Origin of the sequence: Anaerovibrio lipolyticus DSM 3074, assembly GCF_900141865.1 — a bacterium.
GTDB lineage: Bacteria > Bacillota > Negativicutes > Selenomonadales > Selenomonadaceae > Anaerovibrio > Anaerovibrio lipolyticus.
On the sequence record NZ_FQYW01000008.1, the window covers coordinates 1 to 16074 of the forward strand.

Here is a 16074-nt window from a genome sequence, read left to right on the forward strand (position 1 = left end):
TTTAGTTCTGATGCCGTCTTGAAAGTTATTCTTCTTGAGAGTACGCAGCTTGCTGCGAGATAATCCAGTTAATCTGCCAAGCTCTGCAAGATTTACCTTATCCAAAGGTATATTGTGGCCTGTCTTGGCTTCCATTACTTCTAAGGCTTGTGCTATAATTGGCACTAAGCCATTACTTTTTATATCATTCACATTGTCTCCTTCCAGCTGGGTTGATTGGTCACTATCCAGTTTAGAGGAAACGAATGAAAAAAGGAATGGCTATTTTATGTTGACTAAAATCGGCTAATTTTGACCGACCTGGAGTGGCTAATTTCGACCGACTCCAACACTATATCCGCAACGCTGCGCAGGGCTGGCAAAAGGAATATCAGGGAAATGAGCAAATAAAAGTAGTGAACAGCTTGGCTGGAATCCAGCTGTGGCGGCGGGGTAATATATTTTAGTCGTATCGCGCCATTACTGTGACACTTGGGGCAGTAATAACGGGGCTTACGGGGATTATCAATAATAGGAATGTAGATATTTCTTGTTCTGGGAGTGGCAGCTGGAGGATTATCCACCTTTACATTATCGTTATCGCGTTCATCAAAAAAATCTGAATCGTAATTATCTTCTTCAAATTCATCACGGTCCATACTGCAATCATCCCAGATGGCATCATAAGCGTCCTGGCTGTCCTTGTCAAAAGGATCCGCATCCTGCCAGCCCTCTTCTTCACATCCGTCGTAGTAGTCTTTCCATAGATGGGTGTCTTCAATTCCCATATTTCTCCCTCCCCTCAAGTAACTACAGCCCTTTGTATTTTCCGATGTTTTATTTAATACTATACTACGCGAAATTTATTGGCAATAGATGTGTGGGTGAAAAAAAGGACAATGGAGCTGGCTTACAAAAGTTCGTTGCAAAAAGTGTAGCTATGCTACAAAAGTTCGGCGTAAAAAGTGTAGTGATACTACAAAAGTTCGTTGCATTTTTTGTGACGAAATGTCATACTGTACTTAAATAGATGGTGGAGGTGTTGGTATGTACAGAACTGCTATTGAAAAGCTCTTAAAGTGGAAAAAAAGTAAATACCGCAAACCTTTAATTATTGAGGGAGCACGCCAGGTCGGCAAAACATGGCTGATGCAGGAATTTGGCAAGCAAGAGTATGCCGATACAATATATATAAATTTTGATTCTAATCCAAATATGGCAGAGCTGTTTGCCTATAATCTGGATGTTGATCGTTTAATAATGGGCTTGGAGTTATATGCAGGACGCAAGATAGATCCAGATAATTCTTTGCTGATTTTTGATGAAATACAGGAGGTCCCAAGAGCATTGGCTTCTCTTAAGTATTTCTGTGAAAGGGCACCACAATACCACATCGTATGTGCTGGATCCTTGCTGGGTATAGCTCTGCATCCAGGGACTTCATTTCCTGTGGGAAAAGTGGATTTTTTGAAGCTTTATCCTCTTTCCTTCAATGAATTTTTAATGGCAACTGCCAAGAAACAGTTTGCTGAGTTGTTGGACCGTCAGGATTTTCAGATGATTACCAGCTTCAAACAAACTTACATTGATGCCCTGAAGCAATATTATTATGTTGGTGGCATGCCTGAGGCAGTGCAAAACTTTACTGATAATAAAGATTTCGGGGAAGTTCGGGAAATACAAAAGCGAATATTATATGCTTATGAGCAGGATTTTTCCAAGCATGCTCCAAATGAAATCGTTCCGAGAATTAGGGTGTTATGGAATAGTATTCCTTCCCAACTGGCAAAGGAGAACAAAAAATTTGTGTATGGGCTCGTTCGTGAAGGTGCCCGGGCGAAGGATTATGAAACCGCTATCATGTGGCTTAGTGACTGTGGACTGATTCATAAGGTTAGCCGGGTTAATTCAGTTGGTATTCCATTGAAGGGTTATGATGACCTAAAAGCGTTTAAGTTGTTTTTGGTAGATGTTGGTCTTCTTGGGTGTATGGCTGGCCTTAGCCATCGAACCTTACTGGATGGCAATAGCCTTTTTACAGAATTTAAGGGTGCATTGACGGAGCAGTATGTTTGTCAGCAGTTAAAAACTATTGATGATATAGCGGTGTACTATTACACCAATGACAGAGGCTCCTGTGAAATTGATTTTGTTATCGATACTGGTAATCAAGTAGTTCCGGTGGAAGTAAAGGCAGAGGTAAATCTTCGTGCCAAGAGTTTAAAAACATATAGAGAGAAATTCTCTCCAGAGATTTGTGTTCGCACATCTATGGCAGACTACAAGAAAGAGGAGTGGCTGATAAATCTGCCGCTGTATGCTGTGGGTCAGATTGCGAGTATATAATTTTTCCAACAGTACTGCCTTCACAAGTGAAGGCCCATTAGGAGGAGATGATTAAATGTACAGAAGCTTATTAATGTTAGTATCGATGCTGGTTTTTAGTACAGGTATATGCTTTGCTCAACAAACGGATTTATTGCCACATGAGCATACTCCAGAATGCCAGCTTACATCAGCTGAGCCAGTGCAGATTGTATGCATTTTGGACCGTTCCGGTTCAATGAGACATTTAGTGGGAGATACTATAGGCGGTTATAACTCTTTCTTGGATAAGCAACGGCAAGAAAAGGGAAGTGCTGAGGTTACCACGGTTCTTTTTGACGACAAGTATGAAAAGCTTGTAGACGCTGAAGATATAAAGAAGGTGCCTGAGCTAACCGACAAAGAATACTACGCAAGAGGGATGACTGCCCTTTTGGATGCAGTGGGCAGAACGGTTACAGACACATTTGGCAGAATGAATCGTGACGGCATTTGCCCTGCCAAGCGCCGTGTGCTGTTTCTCATTATGACCGATGGCAAGGAAAATCACAGCAGGGAGTATACCAAAGCAGATGTAAAGGCCATGATAGAAAAGGCCACTCAGGAGTACAAGTGGAATTTTATTTTCATGGGCGCAAATATGGATTCTGTCTCTGAGGCGGCTTCTATTGGTATTTCAGCCGACCATGCAGTAAACTTTGCTCATGATTCTGCTGGCGTAAGACAATCCTTCGCACGTATGAGCGAGGCAGCCACGGAAATGAGGGAATCGGGCACCGTTGGCGAAGACTGGAAAAAAGGCGAGGAATAGTGAAGCCTTTTCCTGTGTTATGGTGGTTGAAAAAACAAAACTGGGTTTCATAGATTTAGAAGTGACATTAGAAGTGACATTTTTGTAGTGACAAAATGTCACTTCTAATGTCACTTCTACGGATGATGATTTTATTTATATTGTAGATTGTCATGAATAGTACTATTAATTGGAATGTAAGTCCCTTCATTTTGTAGGGGCTTATTTTTTTATGTTATAATAATATTAATAAATTTAAGCTAAAGTGCATAGGAGGAATTGCAGTGGATAATCAGATTATTACAGATAAAATACGACAGGGTTTGCGCACTGCATTTGAAAACAAGGATAGTCATTCTGATATGGAATTTCGTCCACAGTTCGTGTTCAATGACTTCCGTAAAGGTAGAAAAGTATTAGCATCGTTGGAACGTGAACTTAAATATTGTGATGAGTTTGCCATATCCAGGCACCGCCGATAGGCACCGAGGGAACGGTAAGAGGTGTGGATGACATCGGTTCGGTTATGGTGGCATGGGATAACGGCTCGGGATTAAATGTGGTTCTGGGTGGGGATGATATCGAGGTGGTGAAGTAATGAGACTATGTCCAATTTGCGGCAAGGAGTATTAAGATTATCCGGCATTGTCAAGAAAAGATAACCGTACTGAGATCTGTCCTGATTGTGGTACTAGGGAAGCAGTGGAGGTGTATACGCTTTATTCTCAGGAAGGTGACATCACCTTTATAATGGAAGATAAGGAGAATACAACCTCAGTGGTTGGCTTCTATTACGGTGAGCCTAATGATGAGGACACGAGAGAATTTAGAGGAAAATTGACAGCGGAGTTTGAGTAAAGTCAAAAAATTACGATTTTTTGTTTAACTTGAGTCATAAATAAATAGAAAGTGTCTGAATGCCTTATATTAAGTGGTCGTCAGGCACTTTTTGTTTGCCATGGTAGTGAATATGTGAATGGGAGTGTCAGGATAGGTAGTACACGCTTGTTTTCTCAGTCTTCAGTTTGATGTGCCTTTAGAATTCTCCATAAAGTACTACGACTAATTCCCAAACGATATGCTGTATTAGTATGATTATTATGTTCTTCTTTTAAGACCAATCGAATTACATCATAAGTTATTTTAGATAATGTTTGATTTAAATCCAAGTTCCCACCATAACCAGTAGTTGTGTCATTCCACACGGCGGTCTCTTTATGAAGTATAGTCATTGTATTCTCATAAGATATATATGAAGTATCAGTCAACAACATAAGTTCTCTCACAATACGTTGCAATTGAGACAGATTCCTTTCCCACGGAAATTTAGTTAGCACTTGTAACGCTTTAGGCTCAAATCCGATAATCTGTTTACCCAATGAGAGGTTAAATCGGTTGATATAAAATGATGTCAAAATTGGAATATCTTCACTGCGCTCTTTTAACGATGGTAAATATATACTCACACAGGAAATATTATCTAGTAATTCAGAGATATACTTGTTATCATCTTCTTCCGCTGACTTAGTACTTATGACGGAAAATATTAATTGATTCCGAACATTTAAATTAGTGTCGATTATTGTCGCCAATAACTTTATGAAAATGCTATTATCAATCGAATTAATGTTCCTAAAGTATATGGTCCTTTTGTTATGTGACAATGGTGAATCATGATGCCGAAGTAGATATCCCCAATCTTTATTTGTCATATTTGCACAATCGATTTGATAAAATAGGTTTTTGCTATATTTCCCTTGTCGATGCAGCATCAAGGCCGCTTTGTCTTTACCTGTTCCAACTTCACCTCTGATAATTATAGATGCTGATGTGTCACTATATTTTTTTAAGATATTTATTGTTGAACCAATAGTATGGGAACAATAATATTCATCTTGTGTATTTTCTATATGTTCAGAACTTATTATGTGTATAGCATTTATTCGTCTAAGATTTACGTTATCACTAATTCTAGCGTAAACAAACATATAGTTGTTATTATGTTTGACTGAGATGATGACAAGCTTATTTTTTATGATTCTTTCAAAAGACGATTCATTCATCATTTTTAACTCGTCGTAATGCGCCTGAAGATACAAATTTATATAATTTTGTTTATCCGAAAAACTTGAAAAAAATATATCGCCTTTATCATCAAATACCATACATGGGTATGGATTTTTCTGTTGTAGTTTAAATAATGTATTTTTCTTTAATCTATCATCTTTCGTTATAAGAGAATAATATACTGCTTCATCTAGTGTGTTTTGTATAGTATCATAACCTGACGTTATTAGAATGGGGTTCATATTAAACAAAATTGCGTGATGAGCCGTTATAACATCACATACCACCACGTTAACCCCTTCAGACTTCAATGACTCCAAACATTGAAAAGATTCATCACCGCTTGTAACCGTGTAGATTGGGGTATTATATTGCAATATCTCACAAACCTTCTTAGCTGGGTTTGTAATTGTCTCAAAGCCAACTACAGCAATCTTATCATTAAAGCCTTGCGCTAATCTTAAGGAACGCAAGACATCCATTCCAGATAGCCCAATATCATACACTGGTAATTGGGTATTTTTTTTTAATTGTAAAGCCGTTCCGCCTCTAGAAACAATACCATCATAGCAACTTAAATCTAAATTACGGGTGATGGCCAACGCTTCCTCAAGATTTCCTACGTATATATCAGCTGTAATATCTGAACGTACTGCAACTATCTCTTTTATCATTTCACTCAGTTGTTTATATGGCGATATGATTAGCAATGATACAGTCCTATCCATATATATATTCTCCTTACCATTTTTATGTGTTTTATTATGAAACATATTTTGCTTAAAAGTTTAGACGAATTCCACTATTGTTTCAATATAAATCAATAAAAATTTTATATCATATTTATTACACAAAAATCAAATGGTACTCTCTATGTAAGAAATAACTAATCCCAAAAAGGAAGGAATGTGATACTTTTATGTCTAAATTGCCAATTTTGGCCATAACCTCTGGTGATCCAGCTGGTTCGGGCCCAGAAATTACGATAAAAGCATTTCTCAATGGCAATATCCATAATATTTGTCGACCATTGGTCATTGGTGATACGTGTGTATTGAAACAAGCAATTAATTTTGTAGGTGCAGAAGATAAACTCCAAATAAATACAATACATGATATATCTGAAGCACAATTTGCGCCTAATGTTATTGATGTATACGATATCGGACTGATTAGGGACTATAATTCTATAGGTGTAGGCACAATAAATGCTATTGCCGGCGAAGCTGCATTTAATTATGTAATAACAGCAATAGATCTTGCTATGAGGAATATAGTAGATGGTACGATTACCAACGCCATAAGCAAAGAAGCAATAAATTTAGCTGGACACCATTATTCCGGTCATACAGAAATTTATGCCGAATACACCCACACAAAAAAATATTGCATGATGTTGGCACATAATGATTTTCGCGTCGCACATGTCTCAACTCATGTTTCTTTGCGAGAAGCGTGTGATCTATGCAAGAAAGATCGTGTTCTAGAAGTCATTGGGCTTGCTAATCAGGCTTGTCTTGCGGTTGATATCAAGCAACCGAAGGTGGCCGTAGCAGGTTTGAATCCGCACTGCGGGGAACATGGCTTGTTTGGGAATGAAGAAATAGATGAAATTATTCCCGCAATAGAAGCAGCAAAGGAACTTGGCATTAATGCAATCGGGCCATGCCCGCCAGATACCGTATTCTCCCAAGCAATAGGTGGTTGGTACGATATAGTTGTATGTATGTATCATGATCAGGGCCATATTCCAACAAAAGTACAAGGATTTGTCTATAATCGAGAAAAACAACAATGGAATTCTGTTGCTGGTGTAAATATAACATTAGGATTACCAATTGTTCGTGTTTCAGTTGACCATGGCACAGCTTATGACCACGCTGGAAAAGGTGATGCAAATGAATTAAGCTTGGTCAATGCGATTGAATATGGCGCAAAACTTTCTTCTAATCGTCATAATAAGGGGGAATGAATTAATGGATAGGTTATTAATAATTGCTGATGATTTTACTGGAGCACTTGATACGGGGATACAATTTTGTAAAAAAGGGGTAAAGTCCAAAGTTGTAACAGAATATAATTATGATTTTAATAATCTTGACCCATCAATTTCTCTGTTGGTAATTAATACAGATTCGCGTCCTCTCCCTCCTGAAGAAGCATACACTCGTGTATTTAATGTTACTAAAAAGGCTGTTGCCGCAGGATTTAAGAATTTTTATAAAAAAACAGATTCTGGTCTACGTGGCAATATTGGAATAGAATTGAAAGCAATCATTGATGGTACAGGTAGTCGCTTCTTAAATTTCATACCTGCCCTGCCTAGCTTAAATCGAATCACTAAAAATGGCATCGCATTAATCGATGGTGTACCTGTCAAAGAAAGTGTCTTTGGTAATGACCCATATGAACCAGTCAAATATTCAGACATAGCAGAAATTATTCATTCACAATGCGACCTCAACATTAAAAAAATAAAGCAAAATGATTATGATTCTGTAGAATGGGGTGAACAGGAACAAGCAGTATATCTATTTGATGCTGAAGATTCAACAGATTTCACTAAAATAGCAAAAAAAATGAAATCTGGTGATGCATTTCATTTATGTGCTGGATGTGCAGGTTTTGCTAGCAGTTATGATTTTTTGCTGGACTTTGAAAAAGGTACTCTCCCGGATATTCCTAAAACCGATGGATTACTTGTCTTGTGCGGCAGTGTAAATCAAATTACAGTTGAACAATTAGATTATGCAGAGAATTCAGGATTTCAACGAGGTAATCTTAAATCCTTCCAAAAACTAAACAAAAACTATCTTACCTCAACTGAAGGACAAAATTTTTTGAATAATTTGTATAAAATTATGCAAGAGAACGACAAGTATATTTTGGATACTCTCGATGTGCCTGGTGAAGAGACTGTTGCCGATTATATGACATCTCACAACATGACTTTAGATGAATGCCGATTTCAGATTAGTAATACATTAGGAAAAATAGCACTTGATATGATTAAGCGTGGATTGAATGTTACTTTTTCTTTGACTGGAGGAGATACCTTAATGGGATTGATGCGAGCAGCAGCTTGCACCGAGTTAACGCCTTTAGCTGAAATTGGAAAAGGTGCAGTTCTGTCTCTTATGAAATGGAAAGATCAAAATGTATTGGTAATATCTAAATCTGGAGGATTTGGAGAAAAGAGTATATTCCCTTTGATGTATGAATCGCTTAGCATCACTAAGTAATAACTGAACAATAAGGAGGTAAAAGTTATGTCTATTATGAAAAGTGTAAAAAAAATACCCGGAGGTTTGATGATTGTACCATTATTATTGGGCTGTATTTTCAATACATTTTTCCCTGAATTTTTTACATACTTTAATGGTACATTTACAACACATCTATGGAAAACAGGTGCCATGCCAATATTAGCAGTATTCTTATTCTGCAATGGAACTACTATAAACTTTAAAGAAGCAGGAGTTACTGTTTATAAAGGATGCGTATTAACAGCTGTCAAAGTAATTGTCGGCATGCTCTGTGGATTGGCGGTCGCAGCATTCTTTGGTGAAGCTGGTGTCATGGGTGTAGCACCTATAGCTATCATTGCTGCACTCGCAAATTCAAATGGTGGTATTTATGCTGCTCTTGCGGGCGAATATGGAAAGGCAACAGATGTTGGAGCTGTGTCTATATTAGCTATAAATGATGGACCTTTTTTTACAATGTTAGCTCTTGGTGCAGTTGGTTATGATGTCCCTATTAATACCTTAATAGGTTGTCTTATCCCTATTTTGGCAGGTGTAATTTTAGGTAACCTCGACACTGATATCAGAGATTTTTGTAAGCCAGGTGCTTCTATGCTGATTCCATTTTTTGCATTCCCTCTTGGTGCTGGACTTACTCTTTCATCATTTGTTGCAGCTGGCCTTCCTGGAATTCTCTTAGGTGTACTTTGTACTATAATAACAGGTTTTGCTGGTTACATTATTTACAAAGTACTTCGTATGGAAAATCCAGCTCTTGGTGCAGCTATTGGTACAACGGCAGGCAATGCAGCAGCTACTCCAGCAGCACTCGCCGCTGCAGGCATTATCAGTACACAAGTTAGTGATGTAGCAACAGCCCAGGTTTCAGCGGCAATTATTGTAACAGCAATCCTGTGCCCAGCCTTAGTTACATTTTTGACTAGAACTAGAGGGCATATGGAGCCACAGCTTCAATCTGAATAATACATTAATTATGCAAATTTGAGATAAATATAGACTCCAAATAAGTATTCCTTATCGGAGGCATAAAAATTCATCCCCCGGAATCAGCATTACTGCTGCTTTCGGGGGATTTGGTCTTTGTGCGATAAAAGATACGTAGTTTCATATTTTATTGAAAAAATCCTCATCGATTTCATATATGGTTATTGGATGCACACCGATCTCTTATTCGGTGATTTTTTTGATGAATTCTTCGCCATCCAAAAGATCAATCTGTTGCTTACCAGGGCTGCAAGCCTCTTCACGCGCCGCTTTTGAAAAAGTGCCAGTTGTTATGAAAAGTCCTTTTTCTATGTTGGTAGTAAGTGAGCCACGGAAATCTCTGATATCCGGTGCTCCGACAACACCTTTGTAGCGTTTACATTGGAAGGCAACGTTAAAGCTGAAGATGCCATTGATTTTAAGTTTTCCAGTCCCATCGATGCCACCATCACCAGATTTTTTAGTGACTTCAACCTGAGAGAAGCCACATTCACGAAGAACTCGTTGAGTTAAACGTTCAAAGCCATATATAAGATTATTGCCATCGCTATGCACACTGAAACGGATGAAAAGATGGTGGTGTATCAGGCCATGTATGGCAATAATGGGATTTATGCCAGACCGCTTGATATGTTTATGAGTGAAGTGGATCGGGAGAAGTAGCCTGAAGCTTAGCAGACGTACAGATTTGAACGGAAGGTATTGAATATGAATATACATGAATTTATTGTATGGTACTTGGCCATTATAAATGTTATTGCTATTGCAGTTTATGGCTGGGATAAGCTGTGTACTATACAACATAGGTGGAGAGTGCCGGAAAAGACAAGGAGGATTATTTGCTATGGCCCATGTATATGTTGCAGTTGCTATTGAGAGAGGAGATAAGGCCATTAAAACATGTGATTGTGCTGCCATCAATGAACTTTATGAGTATGTTCCGGACATGTTCGACTATGTAGATGAAGAATCTTTGGAACGTTATGAAGTAAAGACCATTAAAGCTCAACAAGAGATTTTATCGAAGGTTTATGGTTATTTCTCAAAGTATGGTGACTTTAATACTGATTTATCCAATGAATCAATAAATGATGGTTTACTTTGTGGATTGAATGATGATGATTTTATTTATATTGTAGATTGTCACGAATAGTGTGAAAAGTGGAATGTGAGTCCCTTCAGTTTGGAGGGGCTTATTTTTTAATGTTATATATGTTAATTATTATATGTCTTTTATTGTTTCAGCTATTGTATGCTGCTATACTGATTGTGATATAGTGTTATTTTTTATTAACTGGTTTAACATTCAGGGGTGACAGTATGAAATCAGGTATTTATGAAGCTGTAATAAACAAAGCAATGTCTAAGGAATTGGCTGAGTGGCCAGATCAATGTAAAAATATTAAGGACATAGATAAGAAAGAAGCCTCAGAAATTATTTCAAAATATACAGGTGATGTTATTAAGTCTGGTCTTGATAATTTGTTTGACCGTGATAAAGGAATTGAACAGCAGGTTCAACTTGCTAATAATATTATTGAGCTTGTCAGAAATTATACGAGTGATGATTATTACGGGGATAAATCAATCAATGGGAAAGGGGAACAGTTATTAGGATTAATAGAGGCAAATAACCCAAATTTGGCGATTGGTAAAAAGGTTGAGCAAATAATTGAACGGCCGGAGACATCTGTTTCTTCCAGCAGCCTTTTTACAGGTGCGCCTAATGAACCAACCATGTTTTCAGAGATTAATAAAGAATTGAAAACTGCAAATCGAGTTGATATGTTAGTTTCCTTTATTAAATGGACAGGCTTGCGCCTAATACTGGAACCGTTGAAGGAATTTACTGGTAATGGTGGTCAGCTTAGGATAATTACAACTTCATATATGGGGGCAACAGATGTAAAAGCTGTTGATGAATTGGCAAAATTGCCTAATACAAAAATCAAGATTTCATATGACACAAAAAGAACAAGGCTTCATGCTAAAGCATATATCTTTTATCGTGATACAGGTTTTACTACGGCTTATGTTGGCTCATCCAATTTATCAAATGCTGCCATGTCCAGCGGATTGGAATGGAATGTAAAGCTTACTAAACAAGATCAGCCTAATAATATTAAAAAGATAGAAGCAACCTTTGAGACATATTGGTGTACGCCTGAATTTGAATCATATTCTTTTACAGAAAAAAACCGGTTAATTAAAGCTATTGCTGATGAAAGACACATCGGGAACATGGAGGAGCGGGAGTATGTTTTGGATATAAATCCTTATTCCTATCAGCAAGAAATATTAGATCGCTTGCAAGTGGAGCGCGAAGAAAAAGGACACTATAAAAATTTAATAGTAGCAGCTACAGGTACTGGTAAAACACTCATCTCAGCTTTTGATTATAGACGTTTTAGGCGTGATAATGGCTCTGCACGATTGTTATTTATAGCACATAGGGAAGAAATTTTAAAGCAAAATGTAGAAGTGTTTCGCAGTGTGTTGAAGGAACCAAATTTTGGTGAGCTATTTGTCGGTTCTTATAATAAACCGTCTAGTGCTGAACATTTATTTGTTTCAATACAAACAGCGGAGTCACGCAAACTATACGAAAATGTTGCGGCAGATTATTATGACTTTATTATTGTAGATGAGTTTCATCATGCTGCGGCAAAAACGTATCAAAATATTTTAAATTATTTTACTCCAAAAATATTTTTGGGGTTAACAGCTACCCCGGAGCGAAATGATGAGAAAGACGTTTTAAATTATTTTGATGGACGTATTGCGGCGGAAATAAGACTTCCTGAAGCAATAAACAGAAAGCTATTGTGTCCGTTTCAATATTTTGGCGTATCCGATGATGTGGATTTAAGCAGCGTTAAATGGACTAATGGTGGCTATGATAAAACAGAGCTTAGCAATATTTATACTATTGACAGATATGTTGCAGAAAAAAGAGCGGGACATATTGTTGATTCCATCAGTTATTATGTTACTAATGCATCAACTATGAAGTGTATTGCCTTTTGCGTATCAATACAGCATGCTATGTTTATGTCAGATTTTTTTAATAAGCGTGGGTTGAGTTCTATAGCACTGAGTTCAGATACACCGAATGATGATCGAAATAAGGCTAAGAAACGATTATTAGCTGGCGAAATTAAAATCATTTGTGTTGTTGATCTTTACAATGAAGGTGTAGATATACCAGCAATAGATACGGTACTGTTTTTGCGTCCTACAGAATCATTAACTGTATTTTTACAGCAGTTGGGCCGAGGCTTAAGATTATTTGAAGGGAAGGATTGTCTAACAGTTTTAGATTTCGTTGGTCAGGCAAATAAGAAATATAATTACGAAGAAAAATTTGCAGCATTACTTTCCAATACTAGGCACAGTGTGAAAACAGAAATGGATAAGGGTTTTCCATCAGTTCCTAGAGGGTGTTTTGTTCAGCTGGAGAAAAAGGCGAAAGAATATGTACTTGATAATATTAGTCAAGCATTTAATAATAAGGCAAGTATTGTTAAACGGATAAATGATTTTGTAGATGAAACTAAACGAATCCCTACATTGAGCGAATTCTTAAAATATTATCATCAGCCTATTTCTGCTATTTATAAAAATTACGGTTTTTACGATCTTTGCATGTCAGCCGGAGCCATTGAGAAATATAATGAACCGATGACTGAATTGTTTATAAAAAAGGCATTCCCTAAAATTGTTTCCATTAATTCTAGGCGTTGGATTAAATTTTTACTGAGATATTTGCCTAATATTAAGACGACTGATATTGGTAGTTTATCAGGGTACGAAAAACATTTATTGTGGATGTTCTATGTTACTGTTTGGAATGTACAGACTTTTGATCCTGCAAGCCCGGAAATTCAGGATAATTTAAATAAACTATCGGATAGCCCAATGATTCTTAATGAAATAATAGAAATATTGGAATATAATCTTGATAAGACAGATATTCTGTATAAGCCATTATTATTAGAATATGAGTGCCCAATGGATTTACATTGTTCTTATACTAAAGATCAAATTTTAATAGCTATGGATTATCTTAAATTGTCTTCTATGCGTCAGGGAGTTTTATATGTCAACGACAAAAAGACAGATTTATTTTTTGTGACTATTAATAAATCTGATAAAGATTATTCTCCTACAACAATGTATGATGATTATTTTATTAGTGACGAATTATTTCATTGGCAAAGTCAGAGTACCACATCTGAAACGGCGCCTACGGGGCAACGATACATTAATCATAAGAATATGGGAAATACAGTATTGCTTTTTGTCAGAGATTTCAAAAAGAATAGTATGGGAACTGCACCATATATTTTTGTTGGTCCAGTAAATTATGTAACTCATACGGGTAGCCGTCCAATGAATATTACTTGGAAATTGGAGCGGAAGCTTTTGGCAAAAGATTCTATGAAACTAAAAAGCAACGTTATGGGCTAATTTTTGGAGGATTTAATGAAAACTATAAATGTAGTAGCAGCAGTGATTCGTAAGGGCGATAAGATACTGGCAACCCAGCGGGGATATGGTGAATTTAAGGACGGCTGGGAGTTTCCGGGGGGAAAGATTGAGCCTGGGGAAAGACCAGAGGAGGCCTTAAAGAGAGAAATTAAAGAAGAATTGAAGGCTGCTATTTCTGTAGGTGAGGATTTGGGAGTAGTGGAATATGACTATCCAAATTTTCATCTAAATATGCGATGCTTTATGTGTTCTCTGGTTTCTGAGGATGTCACCCTACTAGAACATGAAGCTATGAAGTGGCTTACGGCAGAAACAATAGATACTGTGAATTGGCTGCCAGCGGATAAGCCAATGACAGAAAAAATTAAAGAAATATTGCGTGGATAAATTTAATGTTTGGGGGGAGAAGATATAATGCAAAAACGGCTTTACAATATTCTTTTCCCCATGTGGTTATTTTACCTTCTGCCCACCGGTGTATGGCTGATTATCTTGCCAGCGAATTTTCTTATAGATAGTCTGGTATTATATTTTGGTGGTAGATATTTGCATATTAAGGATTTGGTAAAACTTTGGAAGCGCTGTATTTTTAGGATTTGGGTCATTGGATTTATAAGCGATATTTTGGGGGCCCTACTGATTTTGGCAGTTGCTTTGCTGGTTGATAAAATTTGTCCTGAATGGAATACATTTTATTTTCCTGGTGCAACTTTAATAGCCGTTCCTGGGGTCTTGCTGTCGGCGGTGAGCATTTTCTTTTTTAATAGAAGATTTGCATTTGTAAATACTGATTTGGACGATAGAATTATAAATAAATTGTGTTGGATACTGGCAATATTTACTGCTCCGTATGCAATGTTGATCCCATTATATGGATAAGAGAAAACCAAACTTTCAAGATAAATTGCATTGATAACAGGATGGTCCTCCTTTTGGGGAGGGCATTTTTTTATTGACAAAATATCCTTAGGGTATATAATAAGGGCTAATCATATAACCTATAGCTTTAGTAGGCAATGTAAGGAGGAGTTTTATATGAGTATTTCACCAATTAATCATCAAAGATGGACAGCACGGGAAATTTGTCTTGTGGCAGTTATGTCAGCTGTGGTATTTGTAGCCACCTTTGTACCGAAGATTCCTATTCCGTTGGGATATGCCCATCTAGGTGATGCAGCAATATTTCTTATAGTTTTGTTGGCAGGCCGCCGCCAAGGAGTTTGGGCAGGCTGTATAGGTTCTGCTTTTGCTGATTTATTAGGAGGCTTCCCTTTATGGATCGGTCCTACTATTCTGATAAAATTTATCATGGCCCTGTCCTTTGCTATCTTTGTGGAAAAAGTGAGCGAAGAAAATGTGCTTAAATCTTCTCGTACCTTTATAGCCCTGGTAATAGCTACCACCATAATGACAGCAGGCTATACCATTTTCGGTGCCATTTTATACGATAGCCTAGAGGCAGGCCTATCATCTGCTCCGGGATTATTGATAGAATCAGCAGTAAATATTTTAGCTTTCTATATTGCCTTTGCACTTTTAAAAGATAGGGTTGCCATAAATAGATAAATGTGCCTTTAAAGGATTTTTTATCTATTGTGTCGAATAACAAAGAAGAATTTAACAATAACAGTTAGGAGCAACAACCATTGACGGAGTAAAACCGGGGATGTCTGAAGATGTATTAACAAAGGTTTATGGTACTGCTGACAGTATCCATACGGTAATAGATACAGCACCTAAACTTTCTGCAGCAGACAATAAAAAAAGACAAGATAGGATTAATAAAACAATATATACATATAATGCTAACGAATGTGTATCATTATGTTTTACTGTAAAGAACGGTGTAATAAGTGAAATCGCTATTTATGTAGCTGAGTGATTTTTCATTAGACATTGCCGTAATGGGAAAATAAATATTGTCCAATCATAACAATATATTCGTAAATAAAATCACAGGGCTGTTCTCAAATCAGAGGATGGCCTTTTTTTATGTGGTCAAAAGAGGTTTTTACTATGTAATAACGAATAATTTTCCAGTTCACAAAAGGTGTTGTCTAATATTTGTCGAAGTAATTAATATATAGTTTAGCTTGAATTTCTATGACGAGTAGCATAACAAAAAAATGACTTAATCTGGAAAATAATTGTTACAGATTAGGCAAAGGAGCA

General features: G+C 37.0%; 19 protein-coding genes. 16 read left to right on the top strand and 3 right to left on the bottom strand.

The genetic code is table 11. From position 1 onward, the window contains the following. Positions 1-275: 275 nt before the first annotated feature. A complete protein-coding gene (locus tag B6K08_RS04960) occupies positions 276-767 on the bottom strand; it encodes a hypothetical protein (RefSeq protein WP_080325563.1) in 492 nt (163 codons plus the stop codon). A 259-nt stretch (positions 768-1026) separates the two neighbouring features. Here B6K08_RS04960 and B6K08_RS04965 point away from each other — a divergent pair, with 259 nt between their 5' ends. The 5 genes from B6K08_RS04965 (at position 1027) to B6K08_RS13955 (ending at position 3952) form a co-directional block, all read left to right on the top strand. Beyond that, complete coding sequence (locus B6K08_RS04965; RefSeq protein ID WP_080325564.1) at positions 1027-2325, top strand: ATP-binding protein; 1299 nt, start codon at positions 1027-1029, stop codon at positions 2323-2325. Positions 2326-2380: 55 nt separating this feature from the next. Then, on the top strand, positions 2381-3115 hold the full coding sequence (locus tag B6K08_RS04970; RefSeq protein ID WP_039210270.1) for a vWA domain-containing protein: 735 nt from the start codon (positions 2381-2383) through the stop codon (positions 3113-3115). Positions 3116-3378: 263 nt separating this feature from the next. Beyond that, positions 3379-3576 carry a hypothetical protein gene (locus B6K08_RS13945; RefSeq protein ID WP_052212387.1) on the top strand — a complete coding sequence of 66 codons (198 nt, stop codon included), beginning with the start codon at positions 3379-3381 and terminating at the stop codon, positions 3574-3576. Positions 3577-3599: 23 nt separating this feature from the next. After that, positions 3600-3692: a DUF4314 domain-containing protein gene (locus tag B6K08_RS13950; protein ID WP_234985242.1), complete on the top strand. Its 93-nt coding sequence runs from the start codon at positions 3600-3602 to the stop codon at positions 3690-3692. Positions 3693-3739: 47 nt separating this feature from the next. Further along, on the top strand, positions 3740-3952 hold the full coding sequence (locus B6K08_RS13955) for a hypothetical protein (RefSeq protein ID WP_052212389.1): 213 nt from the start codon (positions 3740-3742) through the stop codon (positions 3950-3952). A gap of 155 nt (positions 3953-4107) precedes the next feature. Here B6K08_RS13955 and B6K08_RS04985 read toward each other — a convergent pair whose 3' ends face one another. Next, positions 4108-5889 carry a sigma-54-dependent transcriptional regulator gene (locus B6K08_RS04985; RefSeq protein ID WP_159446700.1) on the bottom strand — a complete coding sequence of 594 codons (1782 nt, stop codon included), beginning with the start codon at positions 5887-5889 and terminating at the stop codon, positions 4108-4110. A 191-nt stretch (positions 5890-6080) separates the two neighbouring features. Here B6K08_RS04985 and pdxA point away from each other — a divergent pair, with 191 nt between their 5' ends. The 3 genes from pdxA to B6K08_RS05000 are packed head-to-tail and all read left to right on the top strand — an operon-like array spanning position 6081 to position 9390. Further along, positions 6081-7133, top strand: a complete 1053-nt coding sequence (gene pdxA / locus B6K08_RS04990) for a 4-hydroxythreonine-4-phosphate dehydrogenase PdxA (RefSeq protein ID WP_039210281.1) — start codon at positions 6081-6083, stop codon at positions 7131-7133. A gap of 4 nt (positions 7134-7137) precedes the next feature. After that, on the top strand, positions 7138-8403 hold the full coding sequence (locus tag B6K08_RS04995) for a four-carbon acid sugar kinase family protein (protein ID WP_039210284.1): 1266 nt from the start codon (positions 7138-7140) through the stop codon (positions 8401-8403). 27 nt (positions 8404-8430) lie between these two features. After that, complete coding sequence (locus B6K08_RS05000; protein ID WP_080325567.1) at positions 8431-9390, top strand: 2-keto-3-deoxygluconate permease; 960 nt, start codon at positions 8431-8433, stop codon at positions 9388-9390. A 204-nt stretch (positions 9391-9594) separates the two neighbouring features. On the opposite strand, the gene B6K08_RS05005 is transcribed toward B6K08_RS05000, so the two are convergent. Beyond that, the gene (locus B6K08_RS05005) at positions 9595-9966 is read right to left on the bottom strand and encodes a restriction endonuclease (RefSeq protein WP_200810386.1); all 372 of its coding nucleotides are present in this window, start codon (positions 9964-9966) and stop codon (positions 9595-9597) included. On the opposite strand from B6K08_RS05005, the gene B6K08_RS05010 reads away from it, so the two are divergent. From B6K08_RS05010 to B6K08_RS05040, 8 genes are all read left to right on the top strand, one after another. Next, positions 9937-10074, top strand: a complete 138-nt coding sequence (locus B6K08_RS05010; protein ID WP_072033451.1) for a DUF1653 domain-containing protein — start codon at positions 9937-9939, stop codon at positions 10072-10074. The genes B6K08_RS05005 and B6K08_RS05010 overlap by 30 nt on opposite strands. A gap of 45 nt (positions 10075-10119) precedes the next feature. Continuing rightward, positions 10120-10287, top strand: coding sequence for a DUF1294 domain-containing protein (locus tag B6K08_RS14310; RefSeq protein ID WP_143254839.1), 168 nt, complete (start codon positions 10120-10122; stop codon positions 10285-10287). Then, positions 10256-10564: a hypothetical protein gene (locus B6K08_RS05015; protein ID WP_039206890.1), complete on the top strand. Its 309-nt coding sequence runs from the start codon at positions 10256-10258 to the stop codon at positions 10562-10564. The genes B6K08_RS14310 and B6K08_RS05015 overlap by 32 nt, the downstream gene beginning before the upstream one ends. A gap of 167 nt (positions 10565-10731) precedes the next feature. After that, positions 10732-13881 carry a DEAD/DEAH box helicase gene (locus B6K08_RS05020; RefSeq protein WP_080325569.1) on the top strand — a complete coding sequence of 1050 codons (3150 nt, stop codon included), beginning with the start codon at positions 10732-10734 and terminating at the stop codon, positions 13879-13881. Between the two features lie 15 nt (positions 13882-13896). Then, complete coding sequence (locus tag B6K08_RS05025) at positions 13897-14289, top strand: (deoxy)nucleoside triphosphate pyrophosphohydrolase (RefSeq protein ID WP_027397784.1); 393 nt, start codon at positions 13897-13899, stop codon at positions 14287-14289. A gap of 9 nt (positions 14290-14298) precedes the next feature. After that, positions 14299-14781: a hypothetical protein gene (locus B6K08_RS05030; RefSeq protein ID WP_159446701.1), complete on the top strand. Its 483-nt coding sequence runs from the start codon at positions 14299-14301 to the stop codon at positions 14779-14781. A gap of 156 nt (positions 14782-14937) precedes the next feature. Then, entirely contained in the window at positions 14938-15468 is a 531-nt protein-coding gene (locus B6K08_RS05035) for an ECF transporter S component (RefSeq protein ID WP_039206688.1), read from the top strand. Between the two features lie 100 nt (positions 15469-15568). Continuing rightward, the gene (locus B6K08_RS05040; RefSeq protein ID WP_039206690.1) at positions 15569-15784 is read left to right on the top strand and encodes a hypothetical protein; all 216 of its coding nucleotides are present in this window, start codon (positions 15569-15571) and stop codon (positions 15782-15784) included. Positions 15785-16074 lie beyond the last annotated feature (290 nt).